Genomic DNA, 21,465 nt, shown 5'->3' on the forward strand with positions numbered 1-21,465 from the left:
CGCTCAGGCGGGCGACCACACCGAGACCCTCGCACAGGACGCTACCACGCTGCGGGCACTGATACCGACCACAGACGACCGGCTACTCTGTTTCGAAACCGACGACGAGACGGTGACGACAGCGCTCGATACGGACCTCACAGCGCGGTGGGAGGCTGCCCTTCCGTACTCGGTAGACGTGCCGCCATACTCGCAGTTGCTTACGCTGACCGGGCAGTGTGTCGGCGAGTCTGTCGAGGCCGACTTCGAGGCGGTCATCGAACAGATGGCGGCGTTGCCTGCCGACGAGCAACCGCGACCGGTCCCGGTCGCTGTCCTTCTCGGTGCGAAGCACAACCTGTTGTTAGCGGACGTCTTCGAGTGGATGGAGACGACGACGCTTGCAACCCAGGGCACAGTCTCGAAGTTCAAACTGCAACTCGAAGAGGAGGGCTACATCCAGACCGAGGCCGAATCCAACGGTGTTGGCCGCCCACCACAGCGACTCAGACTCGGTGATTCGGACGGCTCTGCGCTGACACCTGCGGACGTGATTTCCATGGCGATGGTCTCGTCCACCTGAGGTGTCATCGCTGGCTGGGTCGTGTTCGGGACGGTGACACGATGGACAGCGGTCGCAGGCAATAGAACCGGACACGTGTCACGGTGTTGTTCTCGCTCTCGTCGGGTTGAAACGGCTCCAGTCCTCACCCCCGATATGAAGCAGGAATGGACAAAACAGCGTGTCCGCCAGCTACACGACGACCTCGTCTCGCTGTACGAGCCAGTCGACCGCGAGGAAGCACACGGAGCCGACCCCGAGGCAGAACCCGGCGCAGGGGTCCGCCAGCTCTTGACAACAATTCTTTCACAGAATGTGGCCGACGAGAACACCCGGCGAGCCGCAGAGAGTCTGTTCGAGACCTACGAAACGTACGCCGACATCGAGGCCACAGACCAGGACGAACTTGCCGAGACGATTCGCGTTGCCGGCTTACCCGACCAGAAATCTGCGCGCATCCAGCGCTCGCTCGAAGCGATTCGCGAAGAGACAGGCGGGGCGTACTCGCTTGCCTTCCTCGATGCGATGGCGACAGACGAGGCCAAACGCTGGCTCACCGACATCAAAGGCGTCGGACCGAAGACGGCAAGCGTCGTGTTGAACTTCCATTTCGGGAAGCCGACGATGGCAGTCGACACCCACGTCGAGCGTGTCTCGAAACGGTTCGGGCTCGTTCCCGACAGCGCCACCAACCAGCGTGCACACGACGTGCTCGGGGAGCAGATTCCCGACGAACTGACCTATCCGCTGCACGTTCTCCTCATCCGTCACGGTCGAACGTACTGCACGGCCCGAAACCCGGACTGTGAGAATCCGGTGTGCGAGCGGTACTGTAGCTGCGAGACCTGTTGAACACGGCAGTCACGAACCATTTTGAGAGAGGGGCCCAACAGAGAGGTATGCGCGCAGCAATCTACGGCGGACCCGGCGACATCGCCATCGAAGAGGTGCCGAAACCGACCTTGGAGACGCCTACCGGCGCGATTATCCGAGTCACACACACCGCAGTCTGTGGCTCTGACCTCTGGTTTTATCGCGGAGATAGCGACCGAGAGACGGGGTCGAGAGTCGGCCACGAGCCGATGGGTATCGTCGAGGAGACCGGCGAACAAGTCACCAGTGTCGAGCCAGGCGACCGCGTGTTCGCGCCGTTCGTGATTAGCTGTGGCAGGTGTGAGTTCTGCCGGCGAGGCCTCCATACCTCGTGTGCCAACGGCGATTCCTGGGGTGGCGACAACGGCGGCGCACAGGGCGAGCACGTCCGCGTCCCCGAGGCAGACGGCACGCTTGTCCGCGTTCCCGACCGGTACGCCGACGACGAGGACACCCTTCGGTCTATCCTCCCACTGACCGACGTGATGGGAACAGGCCATCACGCGGCTGTCAGCGCCGGCGTCGGCCCGGGTGACTCCTGTGTCGTAATCGGTGACGGTGCGGTCGGTCTCTGTGGGGTTCTCGCGGCGCGGCGACTGGGGGCCAGACGAATCGTCGCGGTCGGCCATCACGACGACCGGCTCGCTATCGCCACAGAGTTCGGCGCGACTGCGACGGTCAGCGAGCGCGGGGACGCGGCTCTCGACCGGGTGCGAGAGCTGACAGACGGGGGTGTCGACCACGTTATGGAATGTGTCGGCGCCGCGTCGGCGATGGAGATGGCAATCGAACTCTGCCGACCCGGCGGCACCGTCGGCTACGTCGGCGTCCCACACGGTGTCGACGAGGCGGGACTCGACGTGTTCTCGCTGTTCAGCGACAACATCACGCTTCAGGGAGGGGTTGCACCCGTCCGTGCATACGCAGAGGAGCTACTCGCAGACGTTCTGGGTGGCACACTCGACCCCTCGCCGATATTCACGAAGACAGTCGACCTAGCCGGTGTCCCAGAGGGGTATCGTGCGATGGACGAGCGAGAGGCCATCAAAGTGCTCGTCAGAATCGACGGCCACTCGGAGTAACGTAGCCGATAAAGTTAGCGCGTCGCTTTTGTGGATATTCGAGTGAAAAACGGGCCGGGCGCGATTTGAACACGCGGCCATCTGGTTAAAAGCCAGACGCTCTGCCAAACTGAGCTACCGGCCCTCACCCTTTCGTCAGGGGGTCAGCGATTAAGACCTTACGATTTCCGGAACAACTCGGCGATTGTGTCACCGGGCGTCTGTCCGTTCCGTGAGGCCTCCTGTCGCAACAGACAGTACGTTCTGTTTGGCAGTGTGACCGTCATCTCGCCGAGCGTGTACCCCCGCTGTTCAAGCGCCGCATCGAGCGAGTTGCCGTCGTGTACGTCGCCGACCACATCCCGCACCTCCCGGACCGACAGGTCGTGGTCTATCACCGCCCAGGCGAGGTGTAATCGGGGCGTACCCTGCAACCTGGCGATGTGTTTCGCCGTCGATGGAGCAATATCACCAGTGGCGACGTGTCGTCGCACAGCCTGTGGGAGGTCGTGCACCCGCGCCCACGTCCTGATGAAGGAAACAGTCACGTCCTCCCCTGCGCGCTCTGCCGCCGCCCTGTACGAGCCCATTCCACGCACCAGAACGGCACAGGCGGCCGCGCCACGCAGCATCGAGAGATGCGTCGCATCGTCGGGGTCCGTGTCGGCGAAGGAGCCGACGAGTTCGGCGGCGGCGTCGAGACTCTCCTGGTCGTCCGGGTCGAACTGGACCGGCTGTTCCCCGTCGGTCACCTCGCCCCGGACAACGGGGTCGCCGACCGGCGAGTTTCGGTCGGTCGGAACCTCCCCGCTGCGTTGCTCGTCGGACATGAAACGGACTACGTAGGCCAGCCGCAAAAGCGCCGGTCCTTTCGCGAATGTTGACGGGAGTTGCGACATCACGCCATCGGAGGCCAATGACCGGTAGGTGTGCTGTATTGGACTGCTATCACGAATGACCCAGCCATGTCACCCTCGCACCGCTGTCGCCGGGTGGATGTCAGTACTACTTAGTCGGAGGACGGTGATGGGCGTGGCATGCAGACAGTAATCCTTGCGGCAGGGCAGGGCACGCGAATGCGCCCGCTCACGGAGTCGGTCGCGAAACCGATGTTACCGGTGGCTGACTGTCCTCTGGTGGGACATACGGCAGATGCGGCCGTCGATGCTGGTGCGTCCGAACTCATCGTCGTCGTCGGTTACGAAGCCGAGGACGTACGGGAGTTCTTCGGCGCCGAGTACCGCGGCGTTCCCGTGACCTTCACGGAGCAGGAACACCAGCGCGGAACCGCCGACGCTGTCAGGGCAGCCCAGCCCAACCTTTCGGGACCGTTTGCGGTGCTTAACGGCGACAATCTCTACGAACCTGCCGACATCGAGGCGCTCTTCGAGGCCGGCCCGTCGATTGGGGCAATCCGTGTCGACGACCCCACCAGCTACGGCGTGCTTTCGACCGAGGACGGTCGCGTCACCGACATCGTCGAAAAGCCGTCTGACCCACCGTCGAACCTCGCCAACGCGGGGGCGTACGTCTTTCCCCCCGACGCCGCGGAGTCCCTCAATGTCGAGGAGTCCGAGCGTGGTGAGTACGAACTGACCGATGTGGTCGCCCGAACCATCGAAGCGGCGTCTGTCACGCCGGTCGAACTCGGCCAGTGGCTCGACGTCGGTCGTCCCTGGGAGTTGCTCGAAGCAAACGAGTGGAAACTCGACGAACTGGACCGTTCGGTTCGGGGCGACGTTGCTGCGTCCGCCGAAATTCGCGGCCCGGTCGTCGTCGAGGAGGGCGCAACCGTCGAATCTGGTGTCGTCATCGAAGGGCCTGCACTCCTCCGAGAGGGCGCTACCGTTGGTCCGAACGCCTACGTTCGCGGACGGACACTGCTCGGCCCGGACACCAAAGTCGGCCACGGCGTCGAGGTCAAAAACAGCGTGTTGATGACGGGAGCTCACGTTCCACACCTCTCGTATGTCGGCGACAGCGTCCTCGGCAGACATGTTAACTTCGGAGCCGGGACGAACGTCGCCAACCTCCGCCACGACGACGAACCTGTCGAGATGACCGTCAAAGGCGACCGGGTCTCGACAGAGCGCCGAAAGTTCGGTGTCGTCGCCGGTGACAACGCCAAAACGGCCATCAACACCACGCTGAATGCGGGCGTGAAACTCGCTGCTGGCGCGACAACGACACCAGGTGAGACTGTTCTGCGGGACAGATAGCTGCTCTATCGGCCGAACACGCCGTCCAGACGCCCCCGATACCGCTGTGAGAGTTCACCCACGATGAGACGGTCACGTTCGTCGAGACCGAGGAGACGGAAAGTCAACAGATACCCGCCGAGACCCAGGACGGTCCCGAGTCCGAGTGCCCCCAGCCCATGCAGGAACACGCGAACCACAAGCATCACCGCGACCATCACGACGCCTGCTGCAAGGGGCTTGAGGAAGGTCCGGTCATACGGCCACAGCCCTTCGAAACGCCTGAGTAACAGTACTTGAATCCCGTTCTGGACGGCGATAGCAAGCGACGTGCCAAGCGCTGCGCCGGCCAGACCGAACGTCACGACGAACGTGTAGGTCAACACCAGATTGAGTACGGCAAGCAGCCAGTCGAGTGCCATCCGGGCGTACTGGTGGTCTGTCATCATCAGGAGCCAGCCGGTCGCACCGACAGCACTCCCCACGAACACGCCGGCGAGATAGACGACAAGCGGCAGATACCCTTGGGTGTACGTCGACCCGAAGACGGCGAGCAACGCCTCACCGTAGACCCCGAGGACCGCAATCACGGGTAGGACCGTTATGACAATCAGACGCGTAGCGGCGGTATAGACCGCGTTGAGTGTCTGCATCTCGTCTGCCGCGTACAAATTCGAAGCGATCGGCGGGAGCAACTGATTGAACGAGAGCAACGGAATCCAGGCCACAGAGACGAGAACGAGCACGACGTTGTAGACGCCGGCCGCAACGGCTGTGAGCAGTCCACCGACCAACAGCAGGTCGAGTCGGTTCTGGAACACTTTGCCGAGACTACTCAACGCAACCGGACCAGCGTGGTTGTAGAAGCCACGAATCTCGGAGCGAACGCCACGGGCCCGTGGAACGATACCAGTCGCTCTGACCGACAGAGGGAGCGCCACGACCACGAACAACAGGGCACAGACCAGAATCGCCCCGGCAACACCGACCACCGAGTAGCCACAGAGGAGAGCGATTCCACCACCGACGAGTCGAACCCCCGGCCTGAGGAGTTTGTTTATGACCACCTCGCCGCGGGCCGACCCCGTGGCACGGAACACGCCTGCTGCAACCATCAAAACCCCCAGCAGGCCGATTAACCCACCGAACAACCGCATCGCGGGCAGAAAGGTCGCGCTCTCGACAGTTATATCGTTAATAGTCGGTGCAGCCACCCAGACGACGAGACAGAGTACAAGCCCGAAACCGACGGTTGTCGCATACCCCAAGGCGACGAGCGCGGACTGACGCGTGTCGTCGTCGCCCGACTCCGGCAGAAATCGCTGTAGCGCCGGCACGCTCCCGAAGGTAACCATCCGCATCAACACCTGGGTAATCCGCCAGGCCAGTGCATAGATGCCGTAGGAAACCGGTCCGAGTCCTCTCGCGAGGACGAACTCGGCCGCTGTCGAGAGCGCCCGCTGTGTGGAGACACCGCCCGCGGTCACGACAGCCCCGTGAGCCAGTGTAACGAGTGCTTCGCGCTCGTCGTCGTCTAACTCGCTGGGAGACTCCTCGGTCACAACACGTAGTCGGTCCCGAACGCTGTCCCAGTCTTAAAAAGCTCGATTATACAGCAGTCCTATTCGAGTGGTCTAACGGCCCGACTGACTCTCGTTTCGCGCCGTGGCTTCCTCCGCCGGGACGTATTTTATCGATGGGTTGTCACCCGGCTTGATTGGTATTCGCTGAATTACTGTCCCGTCCTCGTCCTCGATGACAATGTAGTACTCGACAGTGTCGTCGTCAGGAGCTGGCTCTGTATCGATGTCTTCGCTCCCGTTTGGCTCCTCGCCGCGGAGGAACTGCTTCACCTCGGCTGTCGAAGTGAGTGATACCGCCTCTTTGTTTGCCGAGTTCACGAAGACGTGCCGTGTGATGTCGGTACTGTCTACCGGGACTACCTTCGAGTGCCACCAGAGTTGTCCATCGACGAACACCGGGATTGGCTCGATGACGACGAAGTTGTCTCCCCACCCGGTCTGAGAGTCTTGGCTCCTGACGATTCCCATCGCTCGCTCTGGCCCGGTTAAGGTCCGATTTTTGCTCTCGAAGTACGTCGGTTTGCCGGTTCTGGAGTCGATAAACCAGACCTCGTCCAGACCGCGGGTGTCCGCCCCGTAGGGCTCCATCGCAGTCACATACGACATCCGCTCGCCCTCGAGGTCGATGACGAACGGCTGTTCGTTGCCCGCTCCCGACGGAAGGTTTGCCACTTCGACCTCGTTCTCGTGAGAGCCAATAGTACTCATCTGATTGATAATTCCCTCGCGATAGCCGAGTGATTCCATTCTCCGTTCGGTGTTGTACAGTGGATAGAGTCGCTGTCCTTCGAGAATCTCACTGTCTCGGGCTTCCTCGGGGCTGAGTTGTTCGATTGTCCCGTCTGGATGGACCAGTGCGACACCTTCCCATGTTGGTGTCGTGTGCGGAATCGGCGTCAGATGCCACTCGTGGCCCGTCTTCGGGTAGGCCATGTAAGGCTTCCCGTCGTGGACGAACTCGATTGCATCGTCCCTGTACTGCGCCCAGAAGTCAGATTTACGCAGGTTCCACGACGACCCCCGGTGTAGCAACATACCTTCACCGATGGCGAACGGCGTCTCGTCGAAGGCCTGTATCTCTTGATCATCCATACTGGTCATATCAGACAGCAAGACCCCCTGCTGGTTCTCGAGCAGCATGTTGCGAAAGCCGTCGGGCTGTATCGGATACGACCAGGCTAGCCGACCGTCTTCGGTCCGGGCAATATCGCTTGTACCGAGCCGATACTGCCGGTAGGAGACCGAGCCACGAGTCTGCACGTCAGCGACAGGCCGAGGGACGATACGCGCGTTATCGGCGTTCATCTCGGGGAAGGTATCGACCGGTTCCCCGTCGGCCATTGTCTGTTGTGCCAACGTCCGTTCCTCAACTGCATTCGCCGGCACCGAGTACAGGCCTGCCAGGACGAGCGCAACAATCACAACCCCTCCGATAACCGAGAGCTTGACCACCACCGAAGAGTTTATCTCGCCGCTGTCTGACTCCTCGAACAGCGCGGAAACGGCCGCGGCAGCCCTCGACGTGTCCGTATCGAGCGGCGGCATGAACCAGAGGACAGTCCCTGCAAGCAGCGTCAGTGTCCAGAATATCAGCGCGCCCGGTGAGTTGAGCATGTCATAGAAGATTGGATGAAAGAGCGGGCGCAATAGATACACGACAACGAGAACGATGACGAACCCGACGCCTCGTTTGAGCAGGTGACTGCGTAACGATGCGGCCATCTCAGGGACACCTCCAATTGCGTGACATGATAAAGATGTTCGAGCCAAGCTTTTCTCCGGGTATATTTAACTGTAGCTACTCGATTCAAAACATCTGATTAGAAACACGTGGCCGTGACACGGCGGGTCGGACCGGTCAGACGAGGTCGCGAAACGCGCGTGCAGGGTCGTCGAACTCTGCGACGACATCGTCGAGGTTTGCTTCTAGATTCTCGACACGCCCCTCGAGTTCTGCAACGTCTTCGTTGTCTTCGAGTTCACCGGCAGTTTTCTCAGCTCTGAGTAACTCGAGTTTCGACGATACCTCCATGTATTCTTGGACTTGGCTGTCGTACTCAGAGACAGAGAGCTGTTTCTCGATAGCTCCTGTGAGCGTATCCCTGTCGGCGGGTTTACAGATGTAATCGTCGAACGGCATCTCGACGATGTCGAAGTCGGGGTCGACGGCGGTGACCATCACGACAGAACAGTCTATGCCGCGGTCCCGGATTTCTGCCAGTACCTCGTCACCGGAGAGGTCCGGCATCCGTCTGTCTAACAACACCACGTCCACATCGTCGTCGATTTTCTCGAGCGCGGCCTCGCCACCGTAAGCTGTCCGTGTCTCGTAGTCTAACTCCAACTGGACAGCGTACGCATCGGCGACATCGCTCTCGTCGTCGACAACCATGACAGTCGTATCTTCAGGCGACGGTGGCATCTCTGGAAATTCTCCCGTATAATATGGACTTCTGGACAAAAGTTAAGCCTTGCGTACGGCCAGCATAATACGTGAACCAAATCTGCCGTTCCCGACCAGCTGTCCGTATCCGCGGTCGGCTGTGGCGGGCGCCGCGTGCCCGAATCCGTCCGCACTTAGGGCTCACACGGAGTCGTCACTCTCGTCAGAGTTGGTGACGTCGCCAGTCGTCTGCCCGCTTTCTCCCCCGTCCTCGGTGGGCCAGGTAACTCCTTCGAGAAAGGGAACACCGACCCGCTGTGCAGCCCGCGCAATCATGTGCGCTCCCGTCGGGACTGTTAAAAACAGAAACACGATACCGACGAGCGACGTGAGTCCGGCCCCGCCGGGCCCAAACTGCACGAAACCGGCGAGGAACATGGCGGCGGTACCGAGCGTCGTCGGCTTGCTGGTGGCGTGCATCCGGTTGTAGACGTTCGGGAGACGCAACAGACCAATCGTCCCCACGGTCAGGAAGAAACAGCCCACGACCACCAGACCGAGTATCGTCAGCTGGCGCGCGGTCTCGACGACACTCATGGATGCCTCCCTCCGTTGGGCAGTTGTTCTGTCACTGTTGTCTCCGTGTGATGATATCGCCTTCGGTGATGTATTTTGCGACGGTAACCGTCGAGAGGAACCCGATAATCGCGAGGACGATGGCCGACGAGACGAACAGTCCCCTGTCTGTTTTGAGCGCGAACAGCATCGCGATGGCGATGACGTTCGTGGCAATCGTGTCCAGCCCGACCACGCGGTCGGGGACTGTCGGGCCACGAATCACCCTGTAGCCACAGAGGAGACACAATCCGGCGACAAGGACGAGCGCGCCATCGACGACGAGTGTGACAGTCTGGTCAGTCATCGGTGTCCTCCCCCTGGTCGTCTCTGTCGATTTCGGTGAGGCCACCCTCCGGAACAGTCTTTGGCTCGGGCGGGTGGCCCGGCGGATGGACGGTAATCTCGGGTGCAGGCTCGGACGGCGCTGCCTCCTCGTCGAAGATGACAAGCGCGTAGTCCTCCCACTGTCGTATCGGTTCCACGATTTCCTCCGGATGTCTGCCGTCGATTGCGTGGACGTAGAGCGCGTTTTCTTCGGGGTCGTGGTCGAGCGTTATCGTCCCAGGCGTTATAGTAATACTGTTCGAGATAGTCGTGATACCGACTTCGGTTTCGACACGCAGCGGGACCAGAATCACCTGGGGCCGTAGTGGCATATTCGGCGCAAGCACCCGGTAGGCCACGTCTATGTTCGCTATCACGACCTCTTTGAGGAAGTAGCTGATATAGAGGAGGCTGTACGGAAGCGCAATCAGGATGCCACCGACTTTGACGGTCTCGGAGTAGAGCCGACGAAACACGTACGCAAGCGGAAGGCCAACAGCGAGGCCGATAATAAACGTCGCGAGTACAGACCTGGGACGGAGAGCCGGTCCCTCGACGAAGACCCACACGCCCGCAAAGAGCAGGCCGGCCGCGAGCCACCGTCTGATTTTCATTCGTCTGCACCCCCAAGGACGGCGTCGACGTAACCGTCGGTGTCCAGTGCGCTTTCGGCGGCCGCTTCCGCGAACTCATAGACCGGTTCGAATCCTACGCCGACCGCAACCACTATCACCGAGAGCGTCGCCAGTATCGCCACTTCCCCGGCGTCGACGGTGCTCGTCTGGACCGGCTCTGTCTGGTCGCCCCACACGGCACCCATCCAGGCGCGCGTCGAGTACAGTATCGTCAATAGCGCGCCGACGAGTAGGACCGCAAGAAGACAACTGGCACCTGTGACAGCCCAGAATCCGCCCGCGGTCTGGGTGGCGAACTGCCGTCCTGCGGTGTCGAAGACGAGGAACTTCCCGAAAAAGCCCGCGAGCGGCGGAATTCCGACCAGCGAGAGACTGCCGACTAGGAACACCGATGCGAACCCGGGCGAGCGCTCCCCGAGACCGCCGAGTTCGGAGAGCTGTGTCGTGCCCGCCGTATCCCGGATAACACCGGTCGCAAGGAAGAGCAATCCCTTCGTGAGCGCGTGATGCAGCGCGAAAATCAGCCCCGCAAGCAGCCCAGTCTTGCGAAGGGTTTCCGAGGCCGTCGCCGCCGCGATTCCGATTGGGACGGCAATAAATCCGATTTGCCCGATACTGGAGTACGCGAATAGCCCTTCGAGCGAGTCCCGCCCGAGTGCGCCGAATCCACCGACGACGATACTCGCCACTGCCATCACGAGCAAGACCGGTGCGAGGAAGGCAAGCGGCGTGTCACCGGCGACACCCGGCACATCTGTCGGGACACTCGCCGTCCCGAAGACAGTGAAATAGAGGCGGATTATCGCGTAGATGCCGACCTTTTTCGTCACGCCGACGAACATCGCGACGACCGGCAGCGGAGCCGCGCGATATGCGCCCGGGACCCAGAACTGGAAGGGGACCAGCCCGGCTTTCAGCGCGAAGGTGACGAACACGAGCGCAGACACGCCGACCACGGGACGCATCGCTACGCCGCCGGCCGCGAGCATCCGTGCCATGTCCGCCATGTTGAGCGTGCCAGTCGTCGCATACAGACCACCGACGCCGAGTAACATCAGCGCACTGCCGACGATGTTGAGGACGAGATATCGCATCGCAGACGCGGTGTGTATTGCGTTTCCGTAGAAGGCGACGAAGACGTAGCTCGTCATCAGCATGACCTCGAACCAGACGAAGAGGTTGAACAGGTCGCCGGTCAGGAAGGCACCGGTCGCTCCGAGCAAGAGGAACTGGAACAAGGGGTAGTAGTAGACCTGCTGGTTGTGTTCGTCGATAAAACGCACCGAGAAGACAGCGGCGTACACTGCGACCACCGCCGTCATGGCGAGCATGAACACCGAGAGGCCGTCTGCGACGAGCGTGATGCCGAATGGAGCGCGCCAGCCGCCGACCTGGTAGACAATTCGTGCCCCGTCGCTTGCGAACACGACATCCCAGCTAAGCGCGCCAACCACCCCGGCATAGCCGAGGGTGCCGGCGACGACGACCACTCGCTGTAGGCGTGGCCAGCTTCTGGCAAGCAGTGTGAAAATGCCCGTACTCAGGGCAACGAGCACCGGCGCGATTGCGGGCAGTTCGGTCATCGGTCCCACTCCGTGACGTTCATCGTCTCGTTTTCCTCGTAGGCGCGATACGACAGCGCGAGCGCGAAGGCTGTCATCCCGAAGCTGATGACGATTGCCGTCAACACCAGCGCCTGAACCACCGGGTCAGTCGTCGCCGGGAACGGCTCGTGATGGTCGGCGAGTACCGGCACAGAGTCGGTTGTCCCCTCGACGACGCCGCCCATCGTGACGAGATAGACGTTCGCGGCCTGCGAGAAAATCGCCAGCCCCCAGACGACTTTCACCAGGTCGTCCCGGAGCAACAGAAAGGTCCCGAAGGCAAACAGCGCGCCAATCGTCACCGCGAGTGCAAGCGTCACTCTGCACTCACCACCGAGAACACGGTCAGGAGGCCGCCGACGACGACACAGAAGATGCCGATGTCGAACACGAGCGCACTCGCAAGCTCTATATCCCCGAACAAGGGCAGATGGAGGTGGACGAACGACTGTGAGAGCACCGGCTGGCCGAAGACAACACCGGCGAACGCACTTAGTAGGATGACGACCAACCCGAGCATGAACAGCCGCCTGTAAGCGGCCACGCTCCGGTGTTGGCCGATACTCGCCTCTCGTTCGACCTCCCGACCGAGGACACCGGATTCGAGATAATCCAGGTTGTACGCCACATACACCAGCGCGAACGCGGCGACGGTCAAGACGCCACCGATGAAGCCACCGCCAGGCAGGTTGTGTCCCTGCAAGAACAGCGAGAACGCGACGACGAGGACAATCGGGACGACAATCCTGGCCGTCGTCCGCATGATGACCGTCGTCATCCCGTCTCACCCCAGTCACGCATCGTCAACAGGACCAGCACAGACAGCGCGGCAATAACGATAACGATGGACTCGCCGAGTGTGTCGAACGCCCGGAAGTCGGTAAGAATGACGTTGACGACGTTCGTGCCGCCGCCGCCCTCGACAGCATGGTCGATGTAGTACTGGGCAGTCTCGGTGAGTCCGTCGCTCTCGTCTCGTGCAGTGTAAAGGACCGACAGCGTCGCCGTCGCCCCGACAACTGCCGCCAACACCCCGTCCCGGGCAACGCGTCCCCAATCTGTGTCGCTGTAGAACGCAGGCATCTTTTCGAGGACGAGCAGGAAAATCAACAACAGGAGCGTCTCGACGACGAGCTGTGTGAGCGCCAGGTCGGCCCCACTCGACAGAATGTAGAATATCGCCACCATGAACCCCAGAATGCCAAGTGTCAGCACGCCGGTCACGTGGCTCTCTGTGGTCGTCACGGCGACTGCTGCGACTATCGCTACGCCGAGAACGAGCAGTATCGACAGCGGCGTGCTTGCCCCCGAAAGCGACGGCAGTCCGCCGACCGCCACAGCGTAACCGGCAACCGTGAGCGAACAGGCCGACAGCAACACCCACCAGACGTAGGTCCGAATCAGGCCGTTGTGGACGGTCCTGTCTAGACCGTTACTCAGTCGCCCGGCCAGCGCCAACACGTTGTCGTAGACGACGTTCGGATGCACTCGATGACTCAGCGTGTAGATGGTATCGAGGCGACGTCGGATATCGTCATAGAACGGGAACGATGCGAGACCGAGCGCGATTGTCACGCCGCTCATCGCGACCGGCGGAGAAAGCTCAGTCGGCAGGCCAGCGTGAACGTCGACGCTCTCGACGGCCGCGGCGGTTGCCGCATCTTCGACGACGAAATCGAGTGCGTACGCCGGTGCGACACTGACTACCGCGACTCCCACACCCAGAACGAGGGCAGGAACAGCCATCGATGCCGGCGCGCGCGTCACCGGGTCGAGGTCGTCGGGCCTGTCTCCGAGAAAGAGCCACAGGAAACGCAGCGAGTACAGCACGGTAAAGACACTCGCGAGCACCGCAGTCACTGGGTACAGCCACGCGAGCCCGCCGCTCGTCTCTCCTGCGTGCCAGGCGGCCTCGAACATGATTTCCTTGGAGTAAAAGCCCGCAAACGGCGGCAGACCTGCCATACTCAATGAGGCGACCACGGCAACAACAGCAGTCACGGGCAGTTCTCGCCACAGCCCGCCCAGTTCGTCAACGTGCCGAGTGCCGGCCTGATGTGCGAGGATGCCGGCGACGAGAAACAGCCCCGCTTTGAACAGGGCGTGATTGAACAGATGGAAGGCGCCGCCTTCCGCGCCGTAATGTGACTGAAACCCGAAGGCCGCGACCATCAGTCCGAGATGGCTCGCCGTCGAGTACGCGAGTAGTTCCTTGATATCCCGCGAGATGACAGCCAGGAGGGCACCGACGAGCATCGTCACCACGCCGAGGGTTGCGACGACGAGCGTCCACTCTGGGCCGTGATAGAGCGGGCGGAGCCGACCCAGGGCGTAGACGCCGACCTTGACCATCGTTGCAGAGTGGAGAAACGCCGACACCGGCGTCGGCGCGACCATCGCACGCGGCAGCCAAAACGAGAGTGGTACCTGTGCCGACTTCGCCGCCGCAGCGACGGTCACGAGTACGAGTGACGGGACGAAGAGCCCGTTCGCTCGGAGTTCCTCGGCGACTGTCTCACTGTTTGTAAGCACCTGCGCCAGGTCGAACGACTCCTGACCTGCCAGCCCGGCCCCCAGGGAAATCAACACAGCACCAAGCAACAGACAGAGTCCCCCACCGACAGTAATCACCATCGCCATCCTTGCCGAGTACCGCGAGGCGGCCTCGTCCGTGTGGTACCCGATGAGAACGAACGAGCAAACGCTCGTTAGCTCCCAGAACAGAAAGAGAACGACCAGGTCGGCCGCGAACGCGACCCCGAGAATCGAGCCCATGAACGCGAGCAGAGCCATATAGAACCGTCCCAGGTCGGGCTTGTCGTGCATGTACCCGCTGGCGTAGACGAAAATCAGGACGCCGATGCCGCTCGCCAGAAGCGAAAACAGGAGCGCGAGCCCGTCGACTCGGAGGCGGAGCACAATATCCAGCGACGGTATCCACGAGACCGAAACGGTGCCGTGTGTCCCCGCCTGCGTGAGAATGAGCCCGAACGAGGTGGCTGCGACGGCTACGCCGACGTAGCTGACCCGCTCGCCGACGAGTCGGTATATCCCCGGCGTCACACCTGCGGCGAGAAAGGGAAATGCGATGGCAGCGAGCAACACCCAGATGTCCGGGGCCATTACATAGACTCAGACAGAGACTTCCCTTAAGCGGTCCGGAGACTGGCTAGCTGTCTCCTCTCAAATCGGTGTCTGGCCGTCACGAACGACTCTGGCGGTCAGTCTCGGCGTTTCCGGCCGTCACAGCGCCTGCATCCTCGCCTCGGCACGGTCAGGCGACGTTCTGTTCTGTGAGCGCGTCGCCGCGCTCGAACCGGTCGTCATCGAGCATCGACACGTCAACCAGAGACGGCTCGCCGTCGACGACGAGTTCTGCGACTACCTGCCCGGTGGCGGGAGCGTGCTGGAAGCCGTGGCCCGAGAAGCCGGCCGCGGTGACGAGACCGGGGGCGCTCTGCTCGATAATCGGGTGGTGGTCCGGTGTCACCGCGTAAAGCCCCGCCCAGCCGCGTCTGATACGCGTCTCCGGGCCGAAGTACTCGGTGTAGGCTGCCGCCCGCTCGACGGCCTCGGCCGCCCAGTCGATGTCCACGTCCTCGTCGAAGCGGTCTGGGTCCTGTGGTGGGTCTGGTCCGTCGAAGTGGCCGCCGACGAGCGCGATACCGTCTCGTTCGGGCCGGAAGTACGACCCAGTTTCGAGGTCGATAGTCAGCGGGACCGACTCCCCGACAGCCTGCGAGGGGTCGACTACTGCGATCTGTCGCCGACGGGGCGAAATCGGGAGGTCGACGCCCGCCATCGCGCCGACCCGCCCGGCCCAGACGCCCGCCGCGTTGACGACGAACTCGCTGTCGTGGCGCTCAGTGTCTCCGTCGTCCTCGACGCAGACGCCGGTGACCTGCTCGCCGTCGCATTGCAGGTCGGTGACCGCTGTGCCGGTCCGAATATCGACGCCTGCCTCCCGCGCAGCACCGGCGTACCCCTGTACGGCGAGGTTCGGGTCGGCGATGCCGTCGTCGGCGTTGTAGGTGGCTCCGACGAACGGGTCGGGGTCGAGCCCCGGGCAGTACTCGGTGGCTGCATCCGGTGTGAGGAACTCGCTGTCGGCGCCACAGCGCTGTTGCATCCGAACGTTCTCCTCGAAGCGCTCGGCAATCGCCTCACTCCGTGCGAGAAAGAGATAGCCGGTCTTCCTGAGTCCGATATCGACGCCAAAGTCGGCCTCGAAGCTGTTCCAGACGGATTTGCTCGCCAGCGAGAGTTCGACGTTGACAGGCGTCGAGAACTGCGCGCGGATGCCGCCCGCGGCTCTGGCGGTACTCCCTGCGCCGAGAGAGCCCTTCTCGAAGAGAGTCACATCCGCACCTCGCGTCGCGAGATTGTACGCAGCCGAGAGGCCGACGATGCCGCCACCGATGACGCTGACGTCCATGACGGCGTATTTCTCCGGAACGGTATAAAACCTCGACCCCGTCTGGTAAACAACTAAGACCGAGCCACCCGGGGCAATCCGTATGGTGTTGTTACTGACCGAGGCCGAGGTGGAGGCGACGCTCGACGTAGGGTCACTCGTCGACGTCGTCGACGACGCACTGGTGAAACAGGAACACGGCGGCGTCGAACGGCCCGAGCGACCACACTTCGAGGTGGGTGCCGGCCTCGACTCCGAGCCGGGAACCGGTATTGCGATGCCGGCGTACATCCACGGTGACGAACAGTACGCGACGAAACTCGTCGGCGTCCACGAGGCAAACGCCGACCGCGGCATGCCGACTATCCACGCCCAGATTGTTCTGACGAGTGCACGAACTGGCGTCCCAGTCGCGTTCATGGGCGGCACGACAATCACAAACGCTCGGACCGGCTGTATCGGCGCGCTGTCTGTTCGCGAACTCGCGCCGGAGACAGCTACACTGGGCGTCATCGGAGCAGGTGCTCAGGCGCGCTGGCAGTCACGGGCTATCGCAACAGTCGCGCCTCTCGGTTCGGTCCGTATCTATTCCCCGAGTGACTCCCGTAAAGCGTGTGCCGCTGACCTGCGCGAGGAGGGTCTCCCGGCCGAGGCTGTCGACACACCGGCGGCGGCCGTTGAGGGGGCCGATACGGTCGTGACCGCGACGACTGCGACAGAGCCAGTCTTCCCGGCGTCGTCGCTGGGACAGGACGCGTTGGTCGTCGCCGTCGGCGCGTTCACGCCGGAGATGCAGGAACTCGACCCGGCAGTACTCGACCGCGCTACCGAGATAGCTGCCGACGTGCCCGAGGAGGTGGCAGAGACCGGCGACATGCTGGCTGCCGGCGTCACTGCCTCGGAACTGGTCCCGCTGGGCGAACTCGTCGCCGAGGGACGAGAGGACCACAGCGGCGTCACTGTCGTCGCAAGCGTCGGCTCCGCGACGCTCGATGCCGCTGCCAGCACGACTGTCTACGAGGATGCCCGGGACGCCGGACGCGGGACAGAACTGTCGTTATAAGGTCGTCTGGACCCGCCATGCGGTGTCTTCGAGCAACGGAACGTCGTCGGTGAACACTTCGATTGCGACCGTTCCGTCGAACCCACCGAGGTAATCGCCGAGCAGGTGGTAGTCGATTTCGCCCGCGCCGAGGGGCATGTGGGTGTCGCCGCGGCCGCGGGCGTCGTGGACGTGGAGGTGTGAGACGCGGTCGGCGTGATTGCCCAGGAAGCGGTCGACGGCGTCGTTGCCACCCTCCATGTAGGCGTGGCCGAGGTCGAAGCAGATTGGCGCGTCGACCTCGTGTGCGATATTGCCGACGACAGACAGCGGCAGGCCGCGGCGCTGGTGGCCGACGTTCTCGACGACCACCTCGACGCCGGCTTCGCGACCAACCTCGACGATTGCCGAGAGCTGGTCGGCAAATGTCGGCCGCAGGTCCGTATCACTCGGGTTTCGAACAGTGGCGTGAAGCACCGCCTTGGTCGCGCCCATCTCGCCAGCCCACGAGAGCAGTCGCCGCTGGTAGTCGAGGATACCCTCGTTGAGTTCGGGGACTGCTGTCGCGACGACCTGCTTGAACGGGAGGTGGATTGCAAGCCCTACGTCGTGGCTTTCGCAGGCCTTGCGCAGGTCGGCCTCGGTTTCCTCGGGGACGCCCGTCGACTCAGCGAGGCCGAACTCGACGAAATCGAACGAGTCGCCTGTTGCCTCGATACGGTCGACCGCGCCGCCGACGGTCACACCAAGCTCCATACGAACGCCTTCGTGAGGTGGTGTAGAAAAGTATTCGCCTCACTCGTGTCTCGGCGAGGCAAGCGCTGGTGCGCTCGCGTCGAACCCCTCCTCACGGAGTTCAGACGCAAATCCCGGACAGTTGTCGCCGTGATTGACCAGTATCGACGACTCGCGGTAGTCGTCGAGGAACGCCCGGAGCCCGTCTCGGTCTGCGTGTGCCGAGAAGTCGTACTGCTCGACCTGTGCGCTGACCGGAAGCACCCGCCCGTCGAACTCGGCGCGGCCGGTTTCGAGCAGTTCCCTCCCCGGCGTTCCCTCGACTTGATAGCCGGTCATCGCCACCTTGTTGGTCGGGTTCTGTCGAATCTCCGGGATGTAGGAGACGACCGGCCCGCCGCCCAGCATGCCGGCAGTGGTCAGAATGACCGTATTCTGCTGTGCGATGCGCTCGCGCTGGCCGTCGCGCCCGGTGACGAATCTGGCGTTCGACTTCGCGCGCCGGAGTGCGTCTGCGTCGCGGACGAAGCCGGGATACTGGCGCAGTGTTTCGGTGATATCTCTGGCCATCCCGTCGAGATAGCAGTCGATGCCGTTTGCCGCACAGACCAAGAGCAGTTCCTGTGCTCGGCCGATTGCAAAGACTGGCACCACGACAGTCCCACCCTCCCAGAGGGTCGTCTGGACGCTCTCGACGAACGACTCCTCGACGCGGGTTCGCTCCGTGTGTTCGACATCTCCGTACGTACTCTCGGCGATGACCACGTCGGCTTCTGGCCGCGCAGTCGAGCCGTCGACCAGGCGTTGTGTCGGTTCGTTATCAGGCAGCGGTCCGATATCGGCCGTATACAGTAGCGTCGTCTCACCGTCGTCGACGTGGACGTGTGCGCTGCCGGGAATGTGGCCGGCGTTGTACAGCGTCACCTCGTGGCCGGCGGCCTCGAAGGACTCGCCGTAGCCGTGTGTCTGTGACACCTGCGTCGCCCGGCGGACGTGCGTTTCGGTGAACGGGCACTGGAGCGTGTTCCCGTGGAGTTTGAGCGTGTCTTCTGCCAGTGCGAGCGCGAGGGCACGCGTCGGCGGCGTCCAGTGAACGGGCGGACGCTCCGCTCCGGTCAGCAGTGCCGGGACGGCCCCAGCGTGGTCGAGGTGGCCGTGGCTGACGACCACTGCCTCGGGGCTCGCGTCACCGACCGGATACTGCAGTGGTGTCGACGTTTCGAGGCCGTAATCGAGTAACAGCGAGTCGTTGACGAGAATCGCGCTTCTGCCGACTTCGCGCGCGCCGCCGAGAAATTCCAGCTTCATCGTGCCGGCGTCACTCGGGTGTCTCTTCCAGGTCCGGACGGACTCGGAAGCGCTGGTAATCACCGAAGGAGAGTTCGAGCGAGCCAATCCACCAATTCCACCGCTCGACGAGTGAGTGGTCGTCGGGCGCGTCGTCGAGATGCGAGATGACCGCCTCGACCGTGAGCGTGAGGTCCATATCTGCTTCGAGTCGGCCCGAGTCGGCGAGGTCCCGCGCCTGTCGGGAGACTGCGCGGTGCGTGCGCTCGGTTCCGCCGAACTCAGCTTCCAGTTCGTCGACGAGACGGGTGCGGTCCACGAAGGGAGGTGAGAGAGCCACCCTCTTGAATGTTAGTCCCGGAGGACGCCTTCGAGTTTCGCTTCGGCGATGTTTCGCCCGGTGACCGGCAACACGACTGTCTGTCCGCGGACTCGCTCGCGGTGTTCGAACGCGGCCGCGAAGACGGTCGCACACGCGCCTTCCATGATGATTCCCGACCGAACCATCATCTGTCTGAGCGCCTCGAGTGTCGCCTCGTCGTCGACGAGCGCGAAGTCGGCGAGTTTCTCGCGCAACACCTCCATCGTCATCGCGAACGGGACACGGGTCGCCAACCCCTCGGCGACGGTCTCCATCTTCTCGTGGGGTTCGAGGTGTCCCTGTTTCCAAGCGCGGTGTGCGGCCGGGGCCTGTGCCGACTGGACGCCGATGACATCGGCGCCGAGGATGTCGCCAATCGTCATCGCGAGTCCGGAGGCACAGGTGCCGCCGCCGACGGGAGCAAACGCCAGGTCGACGTCCGGCAGTTCGTCGATTATCTCCAGCCCTGCGGTCGCGACCCCGGCGACGAGTTCGGGCTCGTTGGCCGAGTGGACGTACCGGTACCCCTGTTCGGTCGCGAGCCTCTCGGCGTGGGCCCGTGCTTCGTCGTAGTCGGACCCGTAGTATTCGATGTCAGCACCGTAGCGTTTCATAGACCGCACTTTGGAGGGGTTGGCGTCCTCCGGAACACAGATGGTGACTGGGTGGTCGAACTGCATCCCAGCGAATGCGACCGACTGCCCGTGGTTCCCGGTGCTGGCCGCGATGAGGCCGTGTTCGTCGAACTCGTCGCCGAGTTGTGAGCCAAGCGCGACGCCGCCACGCACTTTGAACGCCCCCGTCGGGAGCGTATCCTCACGCTTGAGATAGACATCGGCGTCGAGTTCGGCAGAAAGCCAGTCAGAACGGACGAGCGGCGTCTCCGGTAGGTACGGCGAAATGCGCTCTCGGGCCGCGTAGATATCACTTCTGGACGGCGGTGTCAGGTCGTGATACGGAAACACCGTTGTCTCGTCCGGCGACTCGACCGGTTCGTACCCTTGTGCCATATCCACGTTCTCGGCGCTCGTTCGTATAAATCTCGGGGTGTCGTCTCGCGAGGGGAAGCTAACGCTGGTCGCGATGCTCGGCGAGTGCCTCTTCGATTGTCAGCTCACCGGACGCGACCCGTCGTGCGAGCGAGGTGCCGATGGCTCTGTTCTCGGCGCTGTGTTCGCGGGAGCGCTCTTGTATCCGCTTGAGTTCGCCCGGCGTCGGCTCCACGTCGCGACTCTCGATTTGCTCGCCTTCCATTCGCGCGATGTTGACCGCCGCAAGAATATCAGACATCCCGCGCTCGCTCGCCCCCGTACCGAGATAGGGCGTCGTTCCTGTCTCGTCGACGAGTTCGACGGGGACAGCGTCGAGTTCCTCGACGATGCGTGCGCCGATGAGTCTGGCACCGTCGCCGATGCGGACGACCGGGTCCGGTGTGTCGGCCGTCTCTTCTCGGACGATGTCGGCCACGTCGTCGGGCGCCACCTGATAGGTCGCGACCACCATCTCGCCCGAGAGGACGGCGATTCCGGGCATCTCCCCGGGGTCGATGCCGACGACTCGCCGGCCGTCCCCGCCGCGGATGACGCTGACAATCTCCTCGATTGCGCTCCGTGGGTCGCTGGGCCGTGCTCTGATGACGGGTAGTTCGGTGTCGGGCGCTGTCTCCTCGACACTCTGGACCAGAGCACTCGCCCCTGCCGGAAGGTCGTCGCCAGGCTCGACCGTGGTGAACGAAATATCGCGCTCGCGTAGCTCTGTCACCACCTCGTGGTACAGTTCGAAATCCTCGGTCGAGACGACAATCAC

Annotated in this window: 21 protein-coding genes, 1 tRNA gene and 1 pseudogene; 5 read left to right on the forward strand and 18 right to left on the reverse strand. The window is 62.7% G+C overall.

Annotated elements, in window-relative coordinates:
• The 3 genes and pseudogenes from BLR34_RS16880 to BLR34_RS04815 all read left to right on the forward strand — a co-directional run.
• Positions 1 to 562: pseudogene (locus BLR34_RS16880) on the forward strand (transcriptional regulator TbsP domain-containing protein); the annotation flags it as partial.
• A 135-nt stretch (positions 563 to 697) separates the two neighbouring features.
• On the forward strand, positions 698 to 1,393 hold the full coding sequence (locus tag BLR34_RS04810; protein ID WP_092700006.1) for an endonuclease III domain-containing protein: 696 nt from the start codon (positions 698 to 700) through the stop codon (positions 1,391 to 1,393).
• Positions 1,394 to 1,440: 47 nt separating this feature from the next.
• Positions 1,441 to 2,496 carry a zinc-dependent alcohol dehydrogenase family protein gene (locus BLR34_RS04815; protein ID WP_092700008.1) on the forward strand — a complete coding sequence of 352 codons (1,056 nt, stop codon included), beginning with the start codon at positions 1,441 to 1,443 and terminating at the stop codon, positions 2,494 to 2,496.
• 50 nt (positions 2,497 to 2,546) lie between these two features.
• Here BLR34_RS04815 and BLR34_RS04820 read toward each other — a convergent pair.
• Together BLR34_RS04820 and BLR34_RS04825 are read right to left on the reverse strand one after the other, a co-directional pair.
• A tRNA-Lys gene (locus BLR34_RS04820) sits at positions 2,547 to 2,620 on the reverse strand.
• 34 nt (positions 2,621 to 2,654) lie between these two features.
• A complete protein-coding gene (locus BLR34_RS04825; RefSeq protein ID WP_092700010.1) occupies positions 2,655 to 3,305 on the reverse strand; it encodes a DUF7119 family protein in 651 nt (216 codons plus the stop codon).
• 207 nt (positions 3,306 to 3,512) lie between these two features.
• On the opposite strand from BLR34_RS04825, the gene glmU reads away from it, so the two are divergent.
• On the forward strand, positions 3,513 to 4,694 hold the full coding sequence (gene glmU / locus BLR34_RS04830; RefSeq protein WP_092700012.1) for a bifunctional sugar-1-phosphate nucleotidylyltransferase/acetyltransferase: 1,182 nt from the start codon (positions 3,513 to 3,515) through the stop codon (positions 4,692 to 4,694).
• Positions 4,695 to 4,699: 5 nt separating this feature from the next.
• Here glmU and BLR34_RS04835 read toward each other — a convergent pair whose 3' ends face one another.
• The 11 genes from BLR34_RS04835 to BLR34_RS04885 form a co-directional block, all read right to left on the reverse strand.
• Complete coding sequence (locus BLR34_RS04835; protein ID WP_092700014.1) at positions 4,700 to 6,235, reverse strand: lipopolysaccharide biosynthesis protein; 1,536 nt, start codon at positions 6,233 to 6,235, stop codon at positions 4,700 to 4,702.
• 72 nt (positions 6,236 to 6,307) lie between these two features.
• Positions 6,308 to 7,978: a hypothetical protein gene (locus BLR34_RS04840; protein WP_092700016.1), complete on the reverse strand. Its 1,671-nt coding sequence runs from the start codon at positions 7,976 to 7,978 to the stop codon at positions 6,308 to 6,310.
• A gap of 136 nt (positions 7,979 to 8,114) precedes the next feature.
• On the reverse strand, positions 8,115 to 8,678 hold the full coding sequence (locus BLR34_RS04845) for a HalX domain-containing protein (RefSeq protein WP_092700018.1): 564 nt from the start codon (positions 8,676 to 8,678) through the stop codon (positions 8,115 to 8,117).
• A gap of 162 nt (positions 8,679 to 8,840) precedes the next feature.
• Positions 8,841 to 9,236, reverse strand: coding sequence for a monovalent cation/H(+) antiporter subunit G (gene mnhG / locus BLR34_RS04850; protein WP_092700020.1), 396 nt, complete (start codon positions 9,234 to 9,236; stop codon positions 8,841 to 8,843).
• A 31-nt stretch (positions 9,237 to 9,267) separates the two neighbouring features.
• Positions 9,268 to 9,561, reverse strand: a complete 294-nt coding sequence (locus BLR34_RS04855; RefSeq protein WP_092700022.1) for an MrpF/PhaF family protein — start codon at positions 9,559 to 9,561, stop codon at positions 9,268 to 9,270.
• Positions 9,554 to 10,195 carry a Na+/H+ antiporter subunit E gene (locus BLR34_RS04860; protein ID WP_092700024.1) on the reverse strand — a complete coding sequence of 214 codons (642 nt, stop codon included), beginning with the start codon at positions 10,193 to 10,195 and terminating at the stop codon, positions 9,554 to 9,556. The genes BLR34_RS04855 and BLR34_RS04860 overlap by 8 nt, the downstream gene beginning before the upstream one ends.
• Positions 10,192 to 11,799 (reverse strand): complex I subunit 5 family protein, encoded by a 1,608-nt coding sequence (locus tag BLR34_RS04865; RefSeq protein ID WP_092700026.1) that lies wholly within the window; start codon positions 11,797 to 11,799, stop codon positions 10,192 to 10,194. The genes BLR34_RS04860 and BLR34_RS04865 overlap by 4 nt, the downstream gene beginning before the upstream one ends.
• Positions 11,796 to 12,140: a sodium:proton antiporter gene (locus BLR34_RS04870; protein WP_092700028.1), complete on the reverse strand. Its 345-nt coding sequence runs from the start codon at positions 12,138 to 12,140 to the stop codon at positions 11,796 to 11,798. Before BLR34_RS04870 ends, BLR34_RS04865 begins: the two co-directional genes overlap by 4 nt.
• Positions 12,137 to 12,598, reverse strand: coding sequence for an MnhB domain-containing protein (locus tag BLR34_RS04875; protein ID WP_092700030.1), 462 nt, complete (start codon positions 12,596 to 12,598; stop codon positions 12,137 to 12,139). Before BLR34_RS04875 ends, BLR34_RS04870 begins: the two co-directional genes overlap by 4 nt.
• Entirely contained in the window at positions 12,595 to 14,943 is a 2,349-nt protein-coding gene (mbhE, locus tag BLR34_RS04880) for a hydrogen gas-evolving membrane-bound hydrogenase subunit E (RefSeq protein ID WP_092700032.1), read from the reverse strand. Before mbhE ends, BLR34_RS04875 begins: the two co-directional genes overlap by 4 nt.
• Before the next feature lie 151 nt (positions 14,944 to 15,094).
• The gene (locus tag BLR34_RS04885) at positions 15,095 to 16,255 is read right to left on the reverse strand and encodes an NAD(P)/FAD-dependent oxidoreductase (protein WP_092700034.1); all 1,161 of its coding nucleotides are present in this window, start codon (positions 16,253 to 16,255) and stop codon (positions 15,095 to 15,097) included.
• Between the two features lie 82 nt (positions 16,256 to 16,337).
• On the opposite strand from BLR34_RS04885, the gene BLR34_RS04890 reads away from it, so the two are divergent.
• Entirely contained in the window at positions 16,338 to 17,297 is a 960-nt protein-coding gene (locus tag BLR34_RS04890) for an ornithine cyclodeaminase family protein (RefSeq protein WP_092700036.1), read from the forward strand.
• Here BLR34_RS04890 and BLR34_RS04895 read toward each other — a convergent pair.
• From BLR34_RS04895 to BLR34_RS04915, 5 genes are read right to left on the reverse strand one after another with little or no spacing between them, the layout of a single operon-like run.
• Positions 17,292 to 18,032 carry a sugar phosphate isomerase/epimerase family protein gene (locus BLR34_RS04895; protein WP_092700038.1) on the reverse strand — a complete coding sequence of 247 codons (741 nt, stop codon included), beginning with the start codon at positions 18,030 to 18,032 and terminating at the stop codon, positions 17,292 to 17,294. The two genes, BLR34_RS04890 and BLR34_RS04895, sit on opposite strands and share 6 nt — an antisense overlap.
• 39 nt (positions 18,033 to 18,071) lie before the next feature.
• Complete coding sequence (locus BLR34_RS04900) at positions 18,072 to 19,319, reverse strand: MBL fold metallo-hydrolase (protein WP_092700040.1); 1,248 nt, start codon at positions 19,317 to 19,319, stop codon at positions 18,072 to 18,074.
• Between the two features lie 10 nt (positions 19,320 to 19,329).
• Positions 19,330 to 19,617, reverse strand: a complete 288-nt coding sequence (locus tag BLR34_RS04905; protein WP_092700041.1) for a WNWW family protein — start codon at positions 19,615 to 19,617, stop codon at positions 19,330 to 19,332.
• 32 nt (positions 19,618 to 19,649) lie between these two features.
• Positions 19,650 to 20,669: a threonine ammonia-lyase gene (locus BLR34_RS04910; protein ID WP_092700043.1), complete on the reverse strand. Its 1,020-nt coding sequence runs from the start codon at positions 20,667 to 20,669 to the stop codon at positions 19,650 to 19,652.
• 58 nt (positions 20,670 to 20,727) lie between these two features.
• On the reverse strand, positions 20,728 to 21,465 hold the full coding sequence (locus BLR34_RS04915) for a RuvC family protein (protein ID WP_092700045.1): 738 nt from the start codon (positions 21,463 to 21,465) through the stop codon (positions 20,728 to 20,730).

Source organism: Halovenus aranensis (assembly GCF_900100385.1).
In the GTDB taxonomy this organism is placed as follows: domain Archaea; phylum Halobacteriota; class Halobacteria; order Halobacteriales; family Haloarculaceae; genus Halovenus; species Halovenus aranensis.